The following is an 18,919-nucleotide window of genomic DNA, read 5'->3' as shown; positions in this document are numbered from 1 at the left end:
CGCAGAGGTTTTGCGTACAGTCATGGTCGCCTTAAGGGCGCGCGATAAGCCGTGGTCGGCAGACGGGACGCGGTCGGGACCTGCGTGCGGACTCGCCTGCATGCGGCCGGTCAGGGCCTTCTGCAGAGCAGGTCTTCGCGACGGTTGGCGAAAGGAAGATCCGGTCTCTGCGGAACGATATAGGCGTCGAATCCTGCCGCGCGCGCCCGCAGCATGAGGCCGACCAGGACGCCATCGTCGATTTTCTCGAATTCCAATTTATTGAATTCCACCTCAGGCTCGGTATCGGTGCCGGTGAACGACTTGTGGAATGCTCTTCCGGCATCGCTGCTGAAGAACCGTCGGCGCATCGACTGATTGGGGATGTCGGCGACGAGGAGTTGTCCCCCCGGTGCGAGCAGGTTGAGCGCCCGGTCGAGAAAGTCGAAGGGGTTCCCGTCGAGCACAACGACATTGAAGACACCATAGGCGATCACCACGTCTGCCTTGCCTGCCAAGTCCACCAGCGATGCAGCGGATTCCTGTGGAAATCGCCCGCCAACTTTGCGGACGTGAGGCTCGTCGGGCAGGTGCCTGAGCACCTCGGCAGAGTCCACGAGGACATGAAGGTGGCCCATTTCTTTGCACAGCGAAATGAGCCTGAAAACCAGGGCACCGCAGCCGCAGCCGATGTCGATGACTCTGCGTCCCGGTGTGTCCAGGTTGGACAACTTTGTCCTGATGTCCTGCAAGATAGCGTCTTGGCGGCCTTCATAGTATGAATCGGGGACGCCAATGCGCTCGTGGATCGATAGCCCCTCTTCGGTGGCGAGTGTTTTGAAATCGTCGTAGCGCAGCTTTGCGAATCGGCCCGGATCGACCGGCATTAGGGCTCCTTCCAGTGAATTCGTAGCAACGCGCCATCGGTCTCGATTCGTATGTATTCAGGATTGCGAGCCCCGAACGTCACGATGTACTCAAGCCAGGTGGCTGCGCGACCTACATCATCAGATGATCCCACACGGGTCTCGCGGGGGTTCCCTATCCGCCGTTCAGCAAATTAGCGTCTGAGATGTTCATAGGATGCACCGCAAGTACTTCTTATATCGGAGGTATTACAGCATGAGTGCAGCGCGGACCGGCCGGTACCCGTTCCGGGAACGCGGTAACCCGCTCGACACCCCGCCGGTGGGCCGGCCGCTGAAGGAGAAGCCATGAAAACGGTCTCGGTCGTGGTTCCGGTCTACTACAACGCCCAATCGCTGCCGCTCCTGTTCGCCGAACTGCGAGAAGTCGAGAGGGAACTCCACGAGCGCGACTGCGGCATGGAACTGATCTTCGTCGACGATGGTTCGGGTGACGAGTCGATGATCGAGTTGATGAAGATCAAACAGCAGCGTCCGGATACCCGAGTGATCAAGCTGACACGGAACTTTGGCGCGATACATTCCTCCAAGGTCGGGCTCAACTATGTCACCGGCGACTGCACAATGTGGCTGGCGGCCGACCTGCAAGACCCGCCGGAACTCGTAGTCAAGATGACCGATCAATGGCTGGCGGGGTCAAAGTTCGTGATTGCGCTGCGGCAAAGCCGGGTCGATCCGCCGCTGACCACATTCTTCGCCGGCATTTATCACTGGCTGGTGAGGAGGGTGATCAGCAAGGACTACCCAAAAGGCGGTATCGACATCTTATTGATGGACGCGGCGCTGGTGCCACACATTCGCGACAGCAGCAAGAACGTCAACACCGAACTGCTCGCACACTGGTTGGGCTACAAACCGGCGACTGTTCCTTACCAGCGACGGAAGCGGCAACACGGCAAGTCACGCTGGACGTTCGGCAAGAAGCTGACCTACTTCTTCGACTCGATCCTTGGCTTCTCGGTGTTACCCATCCGCTTCATCTCGCTGACGGGCTTCCTCGTCGCGCTGCTGTCGTTCGCCTACGGCCTCTACATAGTGGTCGATGCGATCTTCGGCGGCCACCGAGGCGTTGCAGGGTTCCCCACCCTGGTTGCCCTGATCAGCTTCTTGCTGGGCGTGGTGATAATCATTCTGGGCATCATCGGGGAGTATGTCTGGCGGATTTTCGACGAAGTCACCACACGACCGGAAGCTGTGGTGGATGAGGTCTATTGAACGTTGACCGAAAGGCCCCATTACCGAATGCATTCCAAACATCCCGATCTCCAACAACTTTCACAAACAGTCGACCTTGCCTGGTTATGGGCGAAACGAGCGACAGGCATCGATCACTCGAGTGACGTTTTCCTCCGATAGATGGGGACCTATGGGCAGGCTGAGGTGGGTTCGCGCCGCCCGCTCTGCGATGGGGAACGTGCCCTCGGTCAGTCCAAGTGAGGCAAACGCACCCGACAGGTGCGGGGGGATCGGATAGTGCACCAATGTTCGGATCCCGTTGGTAGCCAGGTGCTTCTGCAGTTCATCGCGCGACGCATGGTCGACGACGTACAGGTGCCACACGTGTTCGCGGCTCGGCGCGGTATCCGGCAGATGTAGACCCGGGATATCGGCGAGTTGTTCGGCGTAGCGGTTTGCGATGGTTCTTCGCCGAGCGTTCCAGCTGTCAAGATGTTGCAATTTGACACGCAATACCGCCGACTGAATCTCATCGAGTCGGGAGTTCATCCCGGGAAGGTCGTGCACGTACTTCTGGCTGGTTCCGTAGTTGCCGAGGGAACGAACGCGGGCAGCGACACCGGCGTCGTCGGTGGTCACCGCGCCCCCGTCACCGAAAGCACCCAGGTTTTTGGCGGGATAGAAGCTCCATGCCACCGCGTGGGCATGAGCACCGACGCGACGGCCGTTGTAGCGCGCCCCGTGGGCCTGTGCGGCATCCTCCACGACCACCAGCCCATGTCGTTTCGCCACCTCCAAAAGCTCATCAAGGTCAGCGGGTTGACCGAAGAGGTGTACCGGAACGAGGGCGCGAGTTCGGGGAGTAATAGCTTCTGACACCCGAGCGGGATCAAGGGTCCACTGACCATCGATCGGCTCCACCGCTACCGGACGAGCACCGATGTGCGCTACCGCGAGCCAGGTCGCAATGAAGGTGTTCGTTGGCACGACGACCTCGTCACCGGGGCGGATGCCGAGCGCCCGCAGCGCCAGGCCAATCGCGTCCAAGCCACTGCCCACTCCCACCGCATGCTTCGCGCCGGTGAAAGCAGCGAACTCCCCCTCGAATGCTGCTGTTTCTTCACCCCCCACGTAGCGGCCGCTGCGCACGACTCGGTGAACGGCTTCCTGAACGGGCGCTTCGATCTCCCGCGTGGCGGCCTGGACGTCCAGAAAGGGCACCGCATTGGGAGGATTGGTCATTGTCGCCCTCCGAGCCAGGACCTATGATTTCCCACGATTAATCCAGCACGATGCAGTCCGGCGAACCCTGGCCGGCTTCGCGTCATCGGCCGTCAGAGGTGCCAAAACCCCGGCAAAGCTGATCAGCCAGTCAGTTATCGAGGCCGCTGTTGGTTGGGCTGCGGACCGTCGTCAGGAACTCGTGATAGTCACGAATGTAGTCGTCTTCGTCATAGGGCAGCGAGGCGAACACCAGGCAAATGGCTCCCGTGCAAAAACCCGTGAGCTCCCGCCAGATCATCGTCGGTAGGTACAGGCCATAGTAGGAACGGTCGAGGGAAACGGTTCGTCGACTCCACCCATCGTCGAGAGTCACCGCGAACGATCCCGTGGCAGCCACTATCAATTGTTGGAGCGACCGGTGCGCGTGCCCGCCGCGCTCGGATCCACCGGGAAGGTCGTACATGTAGTAGACCCTCTTGATCGCGAAGGGAACGTGACTCTCACCATGGAGCGGAGTCAGGTTCCCTTGATCGCTCTCGAACTTCTCAAGATGGACCAGTCTGCAGTCGTCGATGCGACTCATTTCGCCCTCTTGAGTCGCAAGAATTCTTCGTAGTCATGCACGTAATCGTCTGGTGCTAAGGGGCTGGAGGCGAGGACGAGGGCCACCGCATTCGTAGAGAAGTTGGTCATCTCCCGCCAGACGAGATTCGGAACCAACAAGGCATGGTAGGAACGATTCAACGTGTAGCGGCTTCTGCGTGAACTGTCGTCCAGCACGACGTCGAAGCTCCCGGACAGCGCCAGGATGCACTCGTGGACTGATCGGTACGCGTGCCCTCCTCGCATCGAGCCGCCCGGAACGTCATAGATCCAAAATGCTCGGTCTACCCCGAACGGCGTGTGCCTACCCGCTTCGATGAATGTCAAATTTCCTCGAGGGTCCTCAATTCTGGGCAGGTCGATCAGCCTAGGTTCATGACCATTGGCCAGAGGCGACGCGATCGGTGTGACGTCCGTCTGCCGGCCGACGCCCCGCGCTAGAGGTGGCTTCGGGGAGGTGGCCGGGGGCGCGCCACAACGTGAGCTGGCCCCCAAGCTCCGCCCGAGTAGCAGTCTTTTGCCGCTCGAAGCCATTTGCACCGTACCCCGCACACCGAATACCAAGTCGTGCTGGGATGATACGTATAACTCCCTCCCGCCACAATCTATTCATAGAATTTGCTAAACCGTGTACTGGGGACACTGTGACCGCGTTGAGTGTGCGCGGGCGAGGGATGGTCTGGGCCGAATCATCGGCGCCAACCTCGCGAGGTGTGCGACAAACTGAGAGGTGGTACCGAGTATGTCTGTACGTTTAGGCTCCACTCTTGCTCTTTCCGCGACACAGGGTGGCCGGCCCTGACCGAGGAACCGCTGGGGGCGGACATGCGAGACACCGGCAATCCGCGGGTCGTAGTGCTCGATGGCAGCACGAATCTGCCCCGCGAGCTCCTTGGCAATAAGGGCTACGGCATCAACGCGATGCGCAAGAACGGCTTGCCCGTCCCGCCTGCATTCTGCGTAACGGCTGACGTATGCGCCGCCTGGTTCGCCGAACCCGGACCCGCGGTCGATGAGGTGCTGCGTGACCACGTTCGCGACAAGATCGCCTACCTGCAAGTCCTGACTGGGCGTACTTTCGGGCACGGGCCGCGTCCGCTGCTTGTGAGCGTGCGAAGCAGTGCAGCGCAGTCCATGCCGGGGATGCTGGATACCGTTTTGGATCTCGGGATCAATGACGAGGTCGAGAAGGCGCTGGCCGAATTACATGGTGCGCGTTTTGCCGCGGACACCCGGCGCCGATGCCGCGAGATATATCGGCGCATCGTCTCCGTCGACGATGTTGCCGTCCCCGACGATCCTTACGATCAACTTCGGGGTGCGATTGAAGCGGTGTTTGGCTCGTGGAACAGTGATCGTGCACGAACCTATCGCAGTCACCATGGTCTCGACGACCTCAGCGGTACCGCAGTTGTCGTGCAGGCCATGGTGTTCGGCAACATGGACGATGACTCGGGCACGGGAGTGCTCTTCTCGCGCAACCCGATTACCGGAGTCGACGAGGCTTTCGGGGAGTGGCTCAAGTGCGGCCAGGGTGATGACGTCGTATCAGGCACGTCCGACGTCGAAAGCCTAACTGCCTTGCGCGACGAGCAACCCGCCGTCTACGGCGAGTTGACGGCCGCAGCGAAAAAACTCGAAAAGCTTGCCGGAGATGTCCAGGACATCGAATTCACGGTGGAAAAAGGCCGGCTGTGGCTGCTGCAGACACGGACTGCCAAACGTTCAGCGCAAGCCGCGGTGCGGGTCGCCTTGGCGTTGCGGCACGAGGGTCTTATCGGCGAGGCCGAGACCCTACGCAGGGTCACGCCCGAGCATGTGCGGACGCTGTTGCTACCGACGCTACAGCCGGAGGCCCGTCTGGCCGCGCCGCTGCTCGCCAAAGGCTTGCCCTGCTGCCCAGGAGTTGCGACCGGTATGGCCTACACCGACGTCGATGACGCCATCGACGCGGCCGGCTACGAAGATGTCATCCTCGTTCGCCCGACAACCAGCCCCGACGACATCCAGGGGATGATCGCGGCGCGCGGCATCGTCACCGAGATCGGTGGCGCCACCAGCCACGCCGCAGTCGTCAGCCGTGAGCTTGGTCGTCCATCCGTGGTGGGGTGTGGTACCGGTGTCGCCGCACGGCTGTCGGGCAAGTTGGTCACGATTGACGGCACCGAAGGTGAAGTGCGCGAAGGAATTTTGGAGGTCAGCGCTTGGTCTGAAGTCGACTCGCCGGAACTTATAGAACTCGCGGAGCTCGCGCGCAAGCACAGTCCACTGCGCGCCCACACCGCTGGTGACCATCCGCGCCTGGACAGCTCGACCAAGGATGAAATCCGTGCGGCGATGGCCGAGGGGCATACGGACGTGGTGTCGAGTACCCCTCTGCCCATCATGCTGATTGCCCTTGGGATCAACGACTCGACGCGTAGTGACACGTGACGTAATCGGCTGCGCTGCAGATGAAGTCGCGTCGATCACCGCGGATCCCTACACCGCTGGTTAGCTTTCGTCGATGATACGGACCGTGCCAGCCGTGCCGTCGACCTCAACCAATTGGCCATCTTTGAGCCGTTGGGTCGCGATCAGTGTGTTGACGACGGCGGGTACCCCGAACTCGCGGGCCACGATCGCCGCATGCGACAACATGTCGCCGATGTTAGTGACCACTGCGGCGGCGCAGCCGAAGAAGGGCGTCCACCCGGTGTCGGTGACATTGGTGACCAGAACCTCTCCGGGTTCGAAGTCGTCGTCGGCCTCCGCCATGATGCGTGCTCTGCCTCGAGCTACGCCTGGCGAGACGGCAAGCCCACTGATAACTTGCTCGTCATCGACGGCAACTTGGGCGGCCGGTCTCCACGGATGGCGGAAGTGGATCGGAAATTCCAATTCCGCGAGGCGCTTTCGTTCGGCCCGACGTCTGGCCACTCGATCCGGGGAATCTGCAGGCGGATAGTAGGCTTCCTCAACCGCAAGATAGTGCACGTCGTCGGCGGACTCCAGCGTCCCGCGTTCGACCAGTCGCCGTCCCCATTCGCGCAGCGCGAGTCGGAGCTCATAGGCGATGCGCATGCACACGTCGCGCCCACGCTCCCGTCGCCCGATGGCAGCGCCAGCGAGGCGAACCAAAACCTTACCCAACGTTGTCGGTACTGAAACCCCCTGGGCGGCACGGCCAGTGCGGATGCTACCCATCACCGAGCGAAGGAAAAGCTCCGGGGCGTCGATGTAGACGGGATTACTCAATTCTGTCTCGCCCGGTCCGCGGTGCCCGCATTCGGCCAGCAGATGGTCGAACTTGGCGGCGAATGCCGGTGCGTTGCCGCGTAGTCTGTCCAGCACCGTTTCGCTAGGGCTGTCTTCGATCAATCGGCGCAGACCGTCATCCGCCGCCACGATTTCGGCGAGTTCGAGCACCCCGCCGAGCAGGGTGGTGCTGCGCAGATTCTCGGTGCGCAGGTTCATCGCAACGTCATCCCCGTAACGCTGCGCGATGACATTCGTTAGGAGAATGACCATGAACGTTTCGGTCAGGTTGATGTCCCACGTTCGGACCACCATGTCGCTGGCCAACTCGATGCGGGCCAGCAGTTTCTGATCGGTGAGGGTCCGCAGGTCTGGGCGGTGAGCGATCAGCCGCAGGGCCCGGCGCTCCATTTCTGAGAGCTCGCTACTTAGACCGGCGAATTGGGGGCCGGCCTTGACTGCTGCGCGGACGCCGGTGAGTGCCTCGGCGGCGGACATGGCGACCCCCCGGTACCCCTCGGGCAACGGGGTGCCGTTGATGTGATGATCGAAGCTTTCGGGTGTCTGGCCGGGAATGGCTTTTGCCAATTCCTTCATCACCGTTACGTTGTTGTAAATCCGATGCCCGATGGAACCCACTTTCTTGGTGTTGACCAAGGTCGCCAGGTCCGGCTCGAGCGGGAAGAGTTGCTCGAATAGGCTTGCCGCACTGAACATCACGCGAGTCGCCAGACCGAGTGAGAAGGGTGTCATCGGACCCGGAAACGCCTCGGCGACATTCGCCGCACTCCACTCCGGGAAGGCTGGATCGCCGGTAACGTTATCGAACTCGCCTGTGTACTCCGGCGGTACGATCCGCACCGCGTTCCCGTCGGAGCCAGACGTTTGGCGCGGGTGGACGACCGTCGGGGCCAACCGGCTGGGCTTGCGGACCGAGCGTGCACCCACCGTCCACACGGTCGAGGACCAGTCGGTCATGTCGGCCACGGCCTCGGCCGAGCTGTAGGCGCAGGTGAAGCCGAACGTTTCACGAAGGTTGCATGTGTCACCAAGCGGGTAATGCGTCAACAACTCGATGACGTCTGGCATGAACTCGTAGGTCTCGGCCCTGCCGATCGAGTTGGCCAGCAGTCGGGTGAACCCCTTGCCGGGATTCACGACGCGCCGTCCGATGATGTCGGCGATCTCGGTGAAGGTCAGTGCATCATCGGCGTTGAGATTGACGGTTCCGGTGGGCCCGCCTAACGCCGCGGATGCAATGAACCGGCCGACGTCGTCGACATGGACCAACTGCATGCGCGCGTCACGGCCAGGAGTGACGATTACGGGCTGGCGGAAGATATTCGCCCGCGCGCTCCAGGCCGAACGCCCGACAATCACGGTGGGCCGCACGATGACCGCCGCGACGCCGGACTCGGCGATCATCTCCTCCGCTCGCACCTTGTTGCGCTCATAGGAAAGTGAGGCCGCGGGTTGCGGTGTCTCGTCCTCGGTGAACGGCTGTGGATGGTCAGGGCGGCCGCCGTAGACGGTGAGCGAGGAGGCGAACACCATCCTGCGGCAGTCGTGGTCGGCCATCGCGCGCAGCACGTTGGTGGTACCGCCGATGTCGATACCCTCAGTGCCCTTGGCGCTCCACATTGCTGCGGGAGTCCAGGCGAAATGGGCTACCGCATCGCAACCCGCCAGCGCGCGCGACACCCCTTCTGAATCCTGGATGTCCGCAACCACATAGGTCACGTCGACTACCGGTACCGCCGGCGGGCGCCGGGCCAACACGACGACGTCTGCTCCCATTCGCCGCAGCCATTTGACGGTTGCCGCGCCGGTCGCGCCGGTGCCTCCGGTGACCAGAACTCTTCCCGACATCTCACCTCCAGCCATCGTGGAACCGGCAGGATACCGATCACCAGGCCGCCGTACTCCGCTGCATTGTCGCCGACGGAATAAGGCATGTTTCCCGCTTCGGACAATTCGGCGCACCACGACGAACGAGCGGCAGCGATGGCTGCGTGTTTTCGGTCCCGCCGCGGCCGCGCTGCGTCGGGCGTATTCGCTGGGCTGGGGCCGACCGACGGTGGCATCGACTACTTATTGCTGCTGCCGACACCGTTGCAGACGCGCGCGGGGAGCCGCTGTTATTCGGTCCGCTGATAAGAATCAACATGCATCTGATGCGTTGCCGCGGCGGCCCGCCGGCCGTATCCAATAGATTCCACGTGGTTGGCCCGGCATCTGGATCGTCGTTCCAGCCGGCAACTCACCCAGACGGAATCGTTGATGGGCACTCGGCTTTCGAGCAAGTCGAGCGCGGAGATGAAGTAGCAGCAATGGCCCGGCGAGATCGGCCTGCGAGCGGAGCCCGCTCAGCGCGCCATCCGGCCCACCTGGCCAGCTTGCGTCACCAGACTGGTGCCGTTTAGCACCGTGTCAAGGATGTGGCCGTGATGATCAATTGGCTCAGCAAACCGCCCTGCACCGGAGTTGCTGCCACCTTTTCGGGCAAGGCCCGTTGCGACCCGTTTGCTCCTGTTAGCGTCTTGCCGAAGGAGGGAGGACGATGCGGATGATTCGACCTCTTGGGGTGGTGCGCGGTGGGGTCGCTGCGATGCGGGAGCGGCGCCGGGCACTCACCTGCCAATCCGAACGCACTTTGATGCTGGGCGCCATCCTGCTGGTGTCGGCGGTGTCAGTGGGCACTGGCTACATCCTTGTCCAGTGCGCCTCGGTCGATGTGTTGTCCTCTTTGTTGTGGATCCCCCAAGACTGCTGGCTGGATTGGGGCATGAATATCGGGCGGCACTGCTTCGGTGACTACGCGATGGTCGTGGGTGCTGGAATGCAGCCCAATCCCTGGGCCTACCAACAGTTCCTCCCCCCGGATTACCAGCCGGTGCAGCTCGAGTACCCGGCGGCCGGATGGCTGCCGCATATGTTGTTCGCGCTTCCCGCGAAATGGCTGGGCGTCCCCAGACTGGGGTTGATCAGTTATCTGCTTGCGCTGACGGTGGCGGTTTTTTCGCCGGCGCTGTGGGCGGCGCGGGGGACACGTGGGCTGGAGCGGGTGGTGGTTTTTGTGGCGCTGGGGGTTGCGGCCGTCCCGGCGTGGGCGGTGATCGATCGGGGCAATTCGGCGGGGTTTGTGGTGCCGATCGCGTTGGTGTTCTTGGTGGCGTTGCGTCGAGAGCGGTGGGGCGTTGTTGCGCTCATGGTGGTGTTGGCCGCGATGGTCAAGCCTCAGTTCGCCGCCTTGGTGGTGGCGTTGTTAGCGGCGCGGCAATGGCGGTGGGGCGGTGCTGCCGTTGTCGGGGTCGTGGTCGCCAACCTGGCCGCCTACCTGTTATGGCCGCGTGACTTTCCGCAGACAATCTCCCAGTCGATCCATAACCTGTCCCACTTCGCTACTTCGTTCGGGGGGCTCACCGATGTGAAGAATGTGTCGTTCGGCAGAGCGCTCTTGTTGATCCCGGATGCCGTAAAGGGTGCTCAAACAGGGGGCAAGCTACCGGAGGGCTATTTGGCCGGTCCGCGGTCGGTGATCGGCTATGCCTTGCTGATCTTGGTCGTGCTATGTGTGCTGGCGTTGGGGCGGCGCATCCCGCCAGTGATGGCGGGCATTGTGCTGCTGGCGACCGCCACACTGTCTCCCTCTGTGGCGATGCTTTACTACCTAATATTCGTGTTGCCAGTCGCTGCACTCGTTGTCCGAGATCCCAACGGGCCGCCCGTGACTGGATTATTCGACCGGCTTGCACTTCACGGTGACGGTCGTCGTACGGTGGGCATCTGGGTGAGTTTGGCCGTGGCGCTCAGCATCGCTCAGGTTGCGATACCCGGCCAGCCGGTCCCGATACCGATCTGGGGACAGTGGGGGGCGCGGGGGGTTATCGGTACCACACAAATCGTTTTGACGACAGTGCCTTTGACGCCGATCCTGTGGTTGATCGCTTGCGTGGTGATCGTCGTCTCCTACACGCGCAAACCGGCTCCGGCAGTTGACGATACGCGCCAGCCGACTCGACGAGATCTCCCGGATACCGATGGCGGTACCTCCTCATCGACATTCGAGCTGATGACGCAGTCCGAACAAAGTTCGGCGTAATCAGCCGAGAGTTCTTGCGATAGGAAGGCTGCCGGCGCTAACGCGAGGCGTGGAGAGTTTTGACTAGCGTATGCCGCCGCGTGCATGGCAAACGCCCCCGATTCGCCTCGATGCAGGTCTCTCCTGTATCTGCTTTCGGCTCGGTGTTGTTCGCGTCCTTACCCCGCGACGGCCTAAAGCAGTATTGACAGCCAATTCTCAGGAATCACGTTGTATTCGGTCGGGATATCCAATTTCCGAAAATCTACCGGCCAGAATATCCGCTGCCCGAACCGCTCGTAGCCGCTGGCGTGATTGGGGGGATGGCCAGCGCGAAGTTCCAGCGTGTCGATGTTTTACACTGACGTCAAAACGGCGTATTGTGCGTGTGTGCAGTGCCGTCCAGCCGTGTGCGGCCTGCTTGGATGTATACGTTTCCGTTTCAGGGGGGTGCCTCATTGAAGCGTGTCGCGATCCTGCAGTCGAATTATGTCCCCTGGCGTGGATACTTTGATCTGATCGCATCCGTTGATGAGTTCATAATCTATGACGATGTGCAATATACGAAGAATGATTGGCGGAACAGAAACCGGATCAAAACCAGAAAGGGCGTGCAGTGGGTGACTGTCCCTGTGCACGTGAACAGCCTCCAGCAGACGATCCGTGAGACACAGATCCACTCAACCCACTGGGCGAAGAAACACTGGCGAACACTAGAATATAACTATCGTCCGGCTCCGTACTTCGTAGAGATAGCTGATTGGCTCGCGCCTATCTACCTCGAAGAACGGTACACAAATCTTTCACAGCTCAACCGGCGTCTTTTGGAAGCCATTTGTGGCTATCTCGGTATTGTCACCCGCTTGACAAACTCGTGGGATTATGAATTATCGGGTGGTAAGACAGAGAGGCTGGTCCACCTCTGCCGCCAGGCCGGGGCAACGGATTATGTCTCTGGCCCCGCGGCCCGCTCCTATCTCGAAGAGCAATTGTTCGACGACAGTGGAATTCGGGTCAATTGGTTCGACTATGACGGGTACCTCGACTATACGCAATTATGGGGAGCGTTCGAGCCGGCGGTGTCAGTTCTGGATCTCCTTTTCAACGTTGGAGAAAAAGCTCCACGTTATTTGAAGTATTGTCCGAGTTAGATTCTCCTCGTCTCCAAGCTTTGTCGTCGAGGGACATGGCGATTCAGCCGTCGCATCGCGGTGGAGTGCACCGGCCAGCGCGAGGCGTGCCGAGTATCACGCCGCAATAGCGGCGCAGGATGATCTCAGCGCGTTGAAGTTGTTGGTGTTGCTCGGATTCGAGCTCGCAGACGTCATCTGCCCGGTCGATCTGCCATACCGCGGGTGTCCTCATCCGAGGGCACGGCTCGGCGCGGGCCACGGCCGGTGGAAACCTCTCCGACTCCGACAGTGCTTGACTTTCGCGCAATCGGGCCAATCGCGATGCAGGCTCCCAAGGCGCGTCGCGGCCGAACATGTATCTCACCAGGTCATTCGGGCCTTGGGTTCTGGTTTTACGTCAGCAGAACATGGGGGAAGTTGCTGCGGTTAGCAGCGGATTGCGATACAAAGGCACGTGATGACGATCCGCATCCCGTTCAACAAGCCCTCCGTCGTCGGGTCCGAGCTGACATACGTCGGCCAGGCAGTCGCGGGTGGGCATGCTAGCGGTGACGGGCCCTTCACCAAGAGTGCCCAGGCCTTGCTGGAGAAAGCCTTCGGCGCGCGGCGGGTGCTGCTGACCACGTCCTGTACCGCGGCGCTCGAACTGGCTGCGCTGCTATGCGACTTGCGGCCGGGTGACGAGGTGATCGTCCCCTCCTACACATTCGTCTCCACGGCCAACGCCTTTGTGCTGCGTGGTGCCAAACCGGTGTTCGTGGACGTCAGGCCCGATACGCACAACATCGATGAGCGCCTGATCGAGCAGGCGATCACTGCGCGTACGCGCGCCATATTCCCCATCCACTACGCGGGCGTCGCGTGCGAGATGGACGCCATCATGGACATTGCTGGCCGCCATAATCTGTTGGTCGTGGAGGACGCCGCTCAAGGCGTCTACGCCCGCTACAAGGATCGTTGGCTGGGCACGATCGGTCACCTCGGTTGTTACAGCTTCCACGAGACCAAGAATTTTTCTTGCGGCGAAGGCGGCGCGCTCGTCATCAACGATCCGGCCATAGAACAGCGTGCGGAAATTCTGCGCGAAAAAGGCACCAACCGTAGCCAGTTCTTGCGCGGCCAAGTTGACAAGTACACCTGGGTGGACGTCGGCTCCTCCTACCTCCCTTCCGATATGCTTGCCGCGTTTCTGATGGGCCAGCTCGAGAACATGGAAAAGATAACCAGGCGGCGTGGCGAGATATTCGCCCGTTACGCCGCCATTTTGGCTCCGCTGGTGCAGCGCGGCTTGATCCGGATTCCCGTTGCGCCGCCGCACTGTACCCCCAACTACCACATGTTTTATGTCTTGACTGCCGACATCGGGGAGCGGACGGCGCTCATCGACCATCTGCGGGCGGCGGGCGTCCTTGCGGTGTTCCATTACGTGCCGCTGCATTCGTCGCCATTCGCGCAGTCGCTCGACGTGCCACAGAGGCACTTGCCGAGGACCGACGAGGTCAGCGCTCGATTGGTAAGGCTACCAATGTATTTCGATCTCACCGACCAGGAGGTAGAAGAGGTGGCTGGTCTGGTGTTGGACTTCTACCAAACCCATCACTCGCGGCGGATGCATTTCGCATGATGCTGGACCTTGCCAGCGTTGCCCCTGGCCTTGAACGGGGCGCGGACGGCATCTGGTTTGCCGATCGCCAGGAGCCGGTGTCGTATCCCGAGCACGCCAATGCGACCTGCCTGCAGGTCGAGGATCGCTCCTTTTGGTTCCGGCACCGCAACCGTTGCATCGCAAGCGTGGTGCGCCGCTTCACGCCTGCCGGGGTCCTGCTCGATATCGGCGGCGGCAACGGATATGTCGCGAAGGGACTAACCGAGGCCGGAATCCCTTGCGCGCTAATGGAACCGAGCATTGACGGTGCACTCGCGGCCAAGGCGCGCGGCGTCGAACCGGTGATCTGTGCGCGGTTGGAGGACAGTGGCATGGCTGCGGGCAGCATCAGCGCCGCCGGTATGTTCGACGTGCTCGAGCACATCGAGGATGAGGCCGATGCGCTGCGGCGGGTTCATGAGTTGTTGCGCCCAGGCGGGTTGCTGTTCTTGACGGTGCCGGCCTATGCCTTTTTGCACTCTAGCTACGATGTCGCGGTGGGGCATTTTCGCCGTTATACGGTGCGCAGCTTGCGGCAGGTCGTGACCGCTAATGGGTTCAGGCCGTTATACGCCACCTATTTTTTTGCTCCGCTGGTGCCTGTGGTTTTTCTGCTCAGGACGTTGCCCAGTCTGTTGGGTGTGCGGCGACAGGCTGATGCCGAGCTGTACTCCGCAGAGCATGTGCGGCAGGGGTTTTCAGTGGGCAGTATCGACGGGCTGCTTGGTGTCGAGGCGCGGCGGATCTTGGCGGGGGGCACTATTGCATTCGGCACGAGTTGTCTTGCGGTCTGCGTTAAGGATTGAGCATGGCGAGCGAACGTACCCACGGCCTTTATGCGGCTTTGCGGCATCCGACGTTGTACAAAGTGGTGCAGCGTGCGATGGGGGCCGACAGCGGGTGGCGCCGCTTTGCGCAGGATTTCGTGCGTGCTCAGCCGGGGGATCGTGTGCTGGATATAGGTTGTGGGCCCTCGGATCTGCTGGCGTACCTGCCGGAGGTGGAGTATGTCGGCTGGGAGCCTAATGCTGCCTATGTGGCGAAGGCGCGCAGAACTTTTGGGGACCGTGGGACATTTTATGAAGGTTTTTTTGGGCCCGAGCAGGCGCGCGTGCTGGCCCCTGTTGATATCGCCATCGTTTCGGGGGTGTTGCACCACATGGACGATGCGCAGGCGAGCCAATTGTTCGCGCTGTTACGGCAAGTTGTTAAACCCGATGGGCGCGTGATCACGGTCGATAATGTGTTTGTCGAGCGGCAGAATCCGATCGCGCGGTTGTTCATCAGTCTTGATCGTGGTCGGCATGTGCGCTCGCCGGCCGGTTATGAGGCATTGGCGCGCAGCGCGTTCGGCGATGTGCACGGCACGGTCGTCGCGCAGGTGTTTCCGCCCTACACCTATTTCTTCATGACGGCGCGGATGTCGCCCATCGAGAACTCGGCGGGCAGCGATCCCAGCTAGACACCGATTGCGCGGCTGCTAAACCCGCTACCAGCTGCGGATCTCGACCGTGCCTGCGCGCGCAACCCGTCACTCCAACGTTGGCTCGACCTGGCACTATCCGCGTGTGGGAGTTTGCTCACGCGTCCCAACCGCTGACGTCCTCGTTGTCCGCCTGCGCTCGGGTTAATCGAGGCCGCCGTCGGCATCCTGTGCGGATCCCAAGGCAAGTATGTGCGCGAGCCCTTTGCGGCCTTTTTACGCATCCCGGCAGGGCAGTCCCAACCGTGAGCGCAGCGAGGCTGCCCCAGTCAGGGCTTTTCGAGTGAGAGGACGGTGTAGTCGGCGAGCAGAGAGGGAAACCGTTGCGTAAGCCGCTCGCTCGACTCATAGACGGTGCGTGTCACCCCTGGGAAACGCTCGAACACGGGCTCGGCAAGTACCATCCGCGCGGGGAAGCAGAGGAGCCCGCCGCGATACAGCTGACGTAGACCCAGCGAGGTGAAGAGGGCGGCGACCTCCGCCGGCTTCATTTTGCAGCCACGCGTGAGCAGCCGCCCCGTGTGGAACGGTTCGATCAGCGTGACGCGTCCGCGTGGCTTCAGAGCTCGGGCAATCTTGCTTGCGACATCGGGAAGCGTCGCCGTCGTGCACGCCGTGGAGACGCAGCCGAGAGAAAGGATAAAGTCGAATCGTTCGGGCGGATATTCGTAGTCCGCAACGGTGGCTGCCACGAATGACGATGCGAGCGCGGGGAACCTGCGCCCCGCCTCGGCGACCATGGTGTCGAGATCGACGCCCGTGTAGCTGTCGAACCGCGCGGCGAGCCGCTCTGCGACCCGCCCGGTGCCGCAGCCGAGGTCGAGAACCGCGCCTCGCTGTTCGGGCAGTGTCGCCTCGATGATGGACCACTCGTCACGGTCGACGAGATCGTTGAAGACACGGTTGTGCCACATCACGCTCATCGTGCCAGGATCGTCGGCGCGCTCGCGCCAGTAGGCAACGTCGAACCCGTTGCTTCCGACGGCGATCCGCCGTGCGATCTTCTTCCACATACAATCCTCCTTTGGCACTTCGTGTGCGAAAGATCGGGATCGGCGGCGGCGACTGTCTCGACCAAGGTGGCTGCACCGCGCCTCGGTAAGCCCGCTCGCCGGAATTGATCCTAATCTTTGGGTGAGGTCAACGCAGTCATGATCGCTGACCTTTTGCGATTTCGCATTCACATGATCCGCAGGTCAAGTGTTGTACATGCCTGCTCTATAGCCGCGTCAGCGGCCTCTGTTGTCATCCCCTGCGCGATGATCTCGCCGAATCGATGACGCCCGTTCATGAAAGGGGAAACCATCTTTCCGGGATCCCAGTCGAGGACAATGCGTTTGACGCCCTCGACCTTTCCAGCGGCGGGTAGCCGACCCGGATCGTATTCCAGTCGTCCTCCTTTGCGTGAGTGCAGAAGCACAACTTTCGAGGTGCCGGCGTACGGCTGCTGCTCGGTGATGGACGCCGTACCGGTGAGTGCGAGATCAATCGCGAGGTCCTCCAAGGACAAATTGCAATGGTAGAGGGCAAGCTGGCTCAAAGAGTTCCCCCCCAACCTTGGAGTGAGCTCCAGAAATTTGGGCTCATCGCCGCTCCAGACGAAATCGGCGTCGAACACCGTATCAAAGATAGACAGAGATGTGAGGAGCTTTTGTACGTCGTCGAGAACTCGCTCGGTTTGGTCTGGAGAGAGACCAGAAGGAATGGTATGCCCTGCGGTGGCGAGCACCGGCGGCGCAGGAATGTGTCTCGCTGTAACGAAGGAGAAAGCGATCTCTCCGTTGAGAAGGCACCCTTCCACGGTTCCCTGGAAACCGGCTTCGTAATGCTGTACCAGGGCCCGCCCTGACGAGGAGTGGTGTAACGCAAGCTCGATGGCGGATGTCAAGCGTGCCGGGTCGCTGACCAGCGTGACCCCCTTGCTGCCCGACGAGTCGTCTGGTTTGACAACGCAAACCGGAGAAGGCGGCAGATAGACCTCTGATGGAGCGTAAGAGGTCAGACAGTCAAACTGGGGGACGGCAAAGCCGAGTTCGCGTGAGTAGTCGAAGAACGCTGATTTGCTGGTAAGAATACGCGCCGCTGAAGGGCGCGGTCCAAATAATCCCAGCTCGTCCGCTACGATGGCCTGGGTGGTGACGGCGACATCCGTTGCGGGTGAGATGATTCCATCGATTTCCGAATCCTTGGCGATGCGCAGGACGTCGTTTAATTCTGTAGTGCTGACGACGTGTGACTCGTCAGCAATCCCATGTCCGGGGTTGTCCGCGTATGCATCGACTACGACAACTCGTATGCCTCTTTGTCTGGCCCGGTGGATGAGGTGGCATTGATACGTGGAGGCGCCGAGCACCAACAGTGTCTGAGGTTTAGGCATAAACCAGCTACTCAATTTCGGCGAGTCGATTGCTGAGCCGGCCCGAGACGACCGTTAGGTAAATCCGAGAGAGGTAGATTCCGAATACCAAGAGCGCCAGCAGGATGAGCCCGTTAAAAAAGGTCGTGACCACGATCAGGCTCGCCCAACCGGGGACACTGACGTTTTGAGCAAGCGCGTTCCACACTGTTCCTATCGCTAGGACAGTAGAAAAACCGAAGGCTACAGCGCAGAGGGTAGCGACGAACACGATCGGATAGGCCGAGTACGAAAAGATCAGACTCGCCGCGAGGGACACGCTCTTGCCCAGCGTGTAATTCGAAGTTCCGTGCGCTCGCGGTTCATGGACGACCGGGATATTCACTCGGTTTGCGGAATTAGCCAGCAACATTGCGGTTATGTATGGTCGGTCGCTGGCCTGTCTAACCGCACCTTCCGCGACCGAGCGTTTCATCGCACGAAAACTGGTGAGCTCGAACGAGCGCGGCAGATTAAAGAGGCGCTTTATTAGCGAATCAACAAGCGTGCCCGCGGTATTGCGCATCGGATTGTGATTTTTATGGGAGTAGCTGCCGATCGCAAGATCGTATCCTGAGCACACAGCTTCCACTAGATTGGTGACGTCCGCCGCCCGATGCTGAAGATCATCGTCCATCGTTACCACGATGTCCCCGGTTGCCAAGGATAATCCGGCCTGAATAGCCCGGTGTTGTCCCCCATTTGTGAGGGCACGCGCAATACGAAGCTTGGACCCGTACGTCGCTTTTGCCCTTTTCATAGCCGCCCATGTGTCGTCCGGACTGGCATCGTCCACTGCGACGACCTGCATTTCCCAGCCGTTTGCTTCCTCGATTTCAAACAGCTGCTGCAGCAGCACCGGAAGCGATTGCGCAGACCGATATGCGGGGATGACAACGCTGACCTTGCGTTGTGTTTGGGGTTCGGACTCAGAAGAAGCAGTCATCGAAGCGGGTGGAGGCGGGCCGAGAGATCTACATACCAGTTTGCCAGCCCGTTGCGTTGGCGTGCACTTTCACTCGTGCTTGCACGCACGC

Annotated in this window: 15 protein-coding genes; 7 read left to right on the top strand and 8 right to left on the bottom strand. The window is 61.0% G+C overall.

Annotated elements, in window-relative coordinates:
- Window positions 1–110: 110 nt before the first annotated feature.
- Window positions 111–866, bottom strand: coding sequence for a class I SAM-dependent methyltransferase (locus AC5Y4F_RS25925; protein ID WP_067933377.1), 756 nt, complete (start codon window positions 864–866; stop codon window positions 111–113).
- 327 nt (window positions 867–1,193) lie between these two features.
- Here AC5Y4F_RS25925 and AC5Y4F_RS25920 point away from each other — a divergent pair, with 327 nt between their 5' ends.
- On the top strand, window positions 1,194–2,120 hold the full coding sequence (locus AC5Y4F_RS25920; protein WP_067933375.1) for a glycosyltransferase: 927 nt from the start codon (window positions 1,194–1,196) through the stop codon (window positions 2,118–2,120).
- An 84-nt stretch (window positions 2,121–2,204) separates the two neighbouring features.
- On the opposite strand, the gene AC5Y4F_RS25915 is transcribed toward AC5Y4F_RS25920, so the two are convergent.
- The 3 genes from AC5Y4F_RS25915 to AC5Y4F_RS25905 form a co-directional block, all read right to left on the bottom strand.
- Window positions 2,205–3,323 carry a DegT/DnrJ/EryC1/StrS family aminotransferase gene (locus tag AC5Y4F_RS25915; RefSeq protein WP_067933374.1) on the bottom strand — a complete coding sequence of 373 codons (1,119 nt, stop codon included), beginning with the start codon at window positions 3,321–3,323 and terminating at the stop codon, window positions 2,205–2,207.
- Window positions 3,324–3,453: 130 nt separating this feature from the next.
- Window positions 3,454–3,888, bottom strand: a complete 435-nt coding sequence (locus tag AC5Y4F_RS25910; protein ID WP_067933373.1) for a sugar 3,4-ketoisomerase — start codon at window positions 3,886–3,888, stop codon at window positions 3,454–3,456.
- Window positions 3,885–4,442: a sugar 3,4-ketoisomerase gene (locus AC5Y4F_RS25905; RefSeq protein WP_082947555.1), complete on the bottom strand. Its 558-nt coding sequence runs from the start codon at window positions 4,440–4,442 to the stop codon at window positions 3,885–3,887. Before AC5Y4F_RS25905 ends, AC5Y4F_RS25910 begins: the two co-directional genes overlap by 4 nt.
- Before the next feature lie 291 nt (window positions 4,443–4,733).
- Here AC5Y4F_RS25905 and AC5Y4F_RS25900 point away from each other — a divergent pair, with 291 nt between their 5' ends.
- Window positions 4,734–6,341: a pyruvate, phosphate dikinase gene (locus AC5Y4F_RS25900; protein ID WP_499999443.1), complete on the top strand. Its 1,608-nt coding sequence runs from the start codon at window positions 4,734–4,736 to the stop codon at window positions 6,339–6,341.
- Window positions 6,342–6,401: 60 nt separating this feature from the next.
- On the opposite strand, the gene AC5Y4F_RS25895 is transcribed toward AC5Y4F_RS25900, so the two are convergent.
- A complete protein-coding gene (locus tag AC5Y4F_RS25895; protein ID WP_499999441.1) occupies window positions 6,402–9,014 on the bottom strand; it encodes an NAD-dependent epimerase/dehydratase family protein in 2,613 nt (870 codons plus the stop codon).
- 697 nt (window positions 9,015–9,711) lie between these two features.
- On the opposite strand from AC5Y4F_RS25895, the gene AC5Y4F_RS25890 reads away from it, so the two are divergent.
- The 5 genes from AC5Y4F_RS25890 (at window position 9,712) to AC5Y4F_RS25870 (ending at window position 15,466) form a co-directional block, all read left to right on the top strand.
- Window positions 9,712–11,247 carry a glycosyltransferase 87 family protein gene (locus AC5Y4F_RS25890; RefSeq protein WP_082947559.1) on the top strand — a complete coding sequence of 512 codons (1,536 nt, stop codon included), beginning with the start codon at window positions 9,712–9,714 and terminating at the stop codon, window positions 11,245–11,247.
- A gap of 437 nt (window positions 11,248–11,684) precedes the next feature.
- Window positions 11,685–12,377: a WbqC family protein gene (locus AC5Y4F_RS25885; protein ID WP_067933436.1), complete on the top strand. Its 693-nt coding sequence runs from the start codon at window positions 11,685–11,687 to the stop codon at window positions 12,375–12,377.
- Between the two features lie 439 nt (window positions 12,378–12,816).
- Window positions 12,817–13,983, top strand: coding sequence for a dTDP-4-amino-4,6-dideoxygalactose transaminase (rffA, locus tag AC5Y4F_RS25880; protein WP_197520527.1), 1,167 nt, complete (start codon window positions 12,817–12,819; stop codon window positions 13,981–13,983).
- Window positions 13,980–14,810 carry a class I SAM-dependent methyltransferase gene (locus tag AC5Y4F_RS25875; protein WP_499999436.1) on the top strand — a complete coding sequence of 277 codons (831 nt, stop codon included), beginning with the start codon at window positions 13,980–13,982 and terminating at the stop codon, window positions 14,808–14,810. The genes rffA and AC5Y4F_RS25875 overlap by 4 nt, the downstream gene beginning before the upstream one ends.
- A 2-nt stretch (window positions 14,811–14,812) precedes the next feature.
- Window positions 14,813–15,466, top strand: coding sequence for a class I SAM-dependent methyltransferase (locus AC5Y4F_RS25870; protein ID WP_499999434.1), 654 nt, complete (start codon window positions 14,813–14,815; stop codon window positions 15,464–15,466).
- A gap of 290 nt (window positions 15,467–15,756) precedes the next feature.
- On the opposite strand, the gene AC5Y4F_RS25865 is transcribed toward AC5Y4F_RS25870, so the two are convergent.
- From AC5Y4F_RS25865 to AC5Y4F_RS25855, 3 genes are all read right to left on the bottom strand, one after another.
- Complete coding sequence (locus AC5Y4F_RS25865) at window positions 15,757–16,500, bottom strand: class I SAM-dependent methyltransferase (protein ID WP_067933337.1); 744 nt, start codon at window positions 16,498–16,500, stop codon at window positions 15,757–15,759.
- Between the two features lie 167 nt (window positions 16,501–16,667).
- On the bottom strand, window positions 16,668–17,879 hold the full coding sequence (locus tag AC5Y4F_RS25860) for an ATP-grasp domain-containing protein (protein ID WP_499999432.1): 1,212 nt from the start codon (window positions 17,877–17,879) through the stop codon (window positions 16,668–16,670).
- On the bottom strand, window positions 17,872–18,828 hold the full coding sequence (locus AC5Y4F_RS25855) for a glycosyltransferase (protein WP_499999430.1): 957 nt from the start codon (window positions 18,826–18,828) through the stop codon (window positions 17,872–17,874). The genes AC5Y4F_RS25860 and AC5Y4F_RS25855 overlap by 8 nt, the downstream gene beginning before the upstream one ends.
- Window positions 18,829–18,919: the final 91 nt, after the last annotated feature.

The sequence above is a fragment of the Mycobacterium sp. NGS56 genome (genome assembly GCF_059812425.1).
Note: the sequence above shows the minus strand (reverse complement) of the source record. Positions and strands in the feature narration are given on the sequence as shown.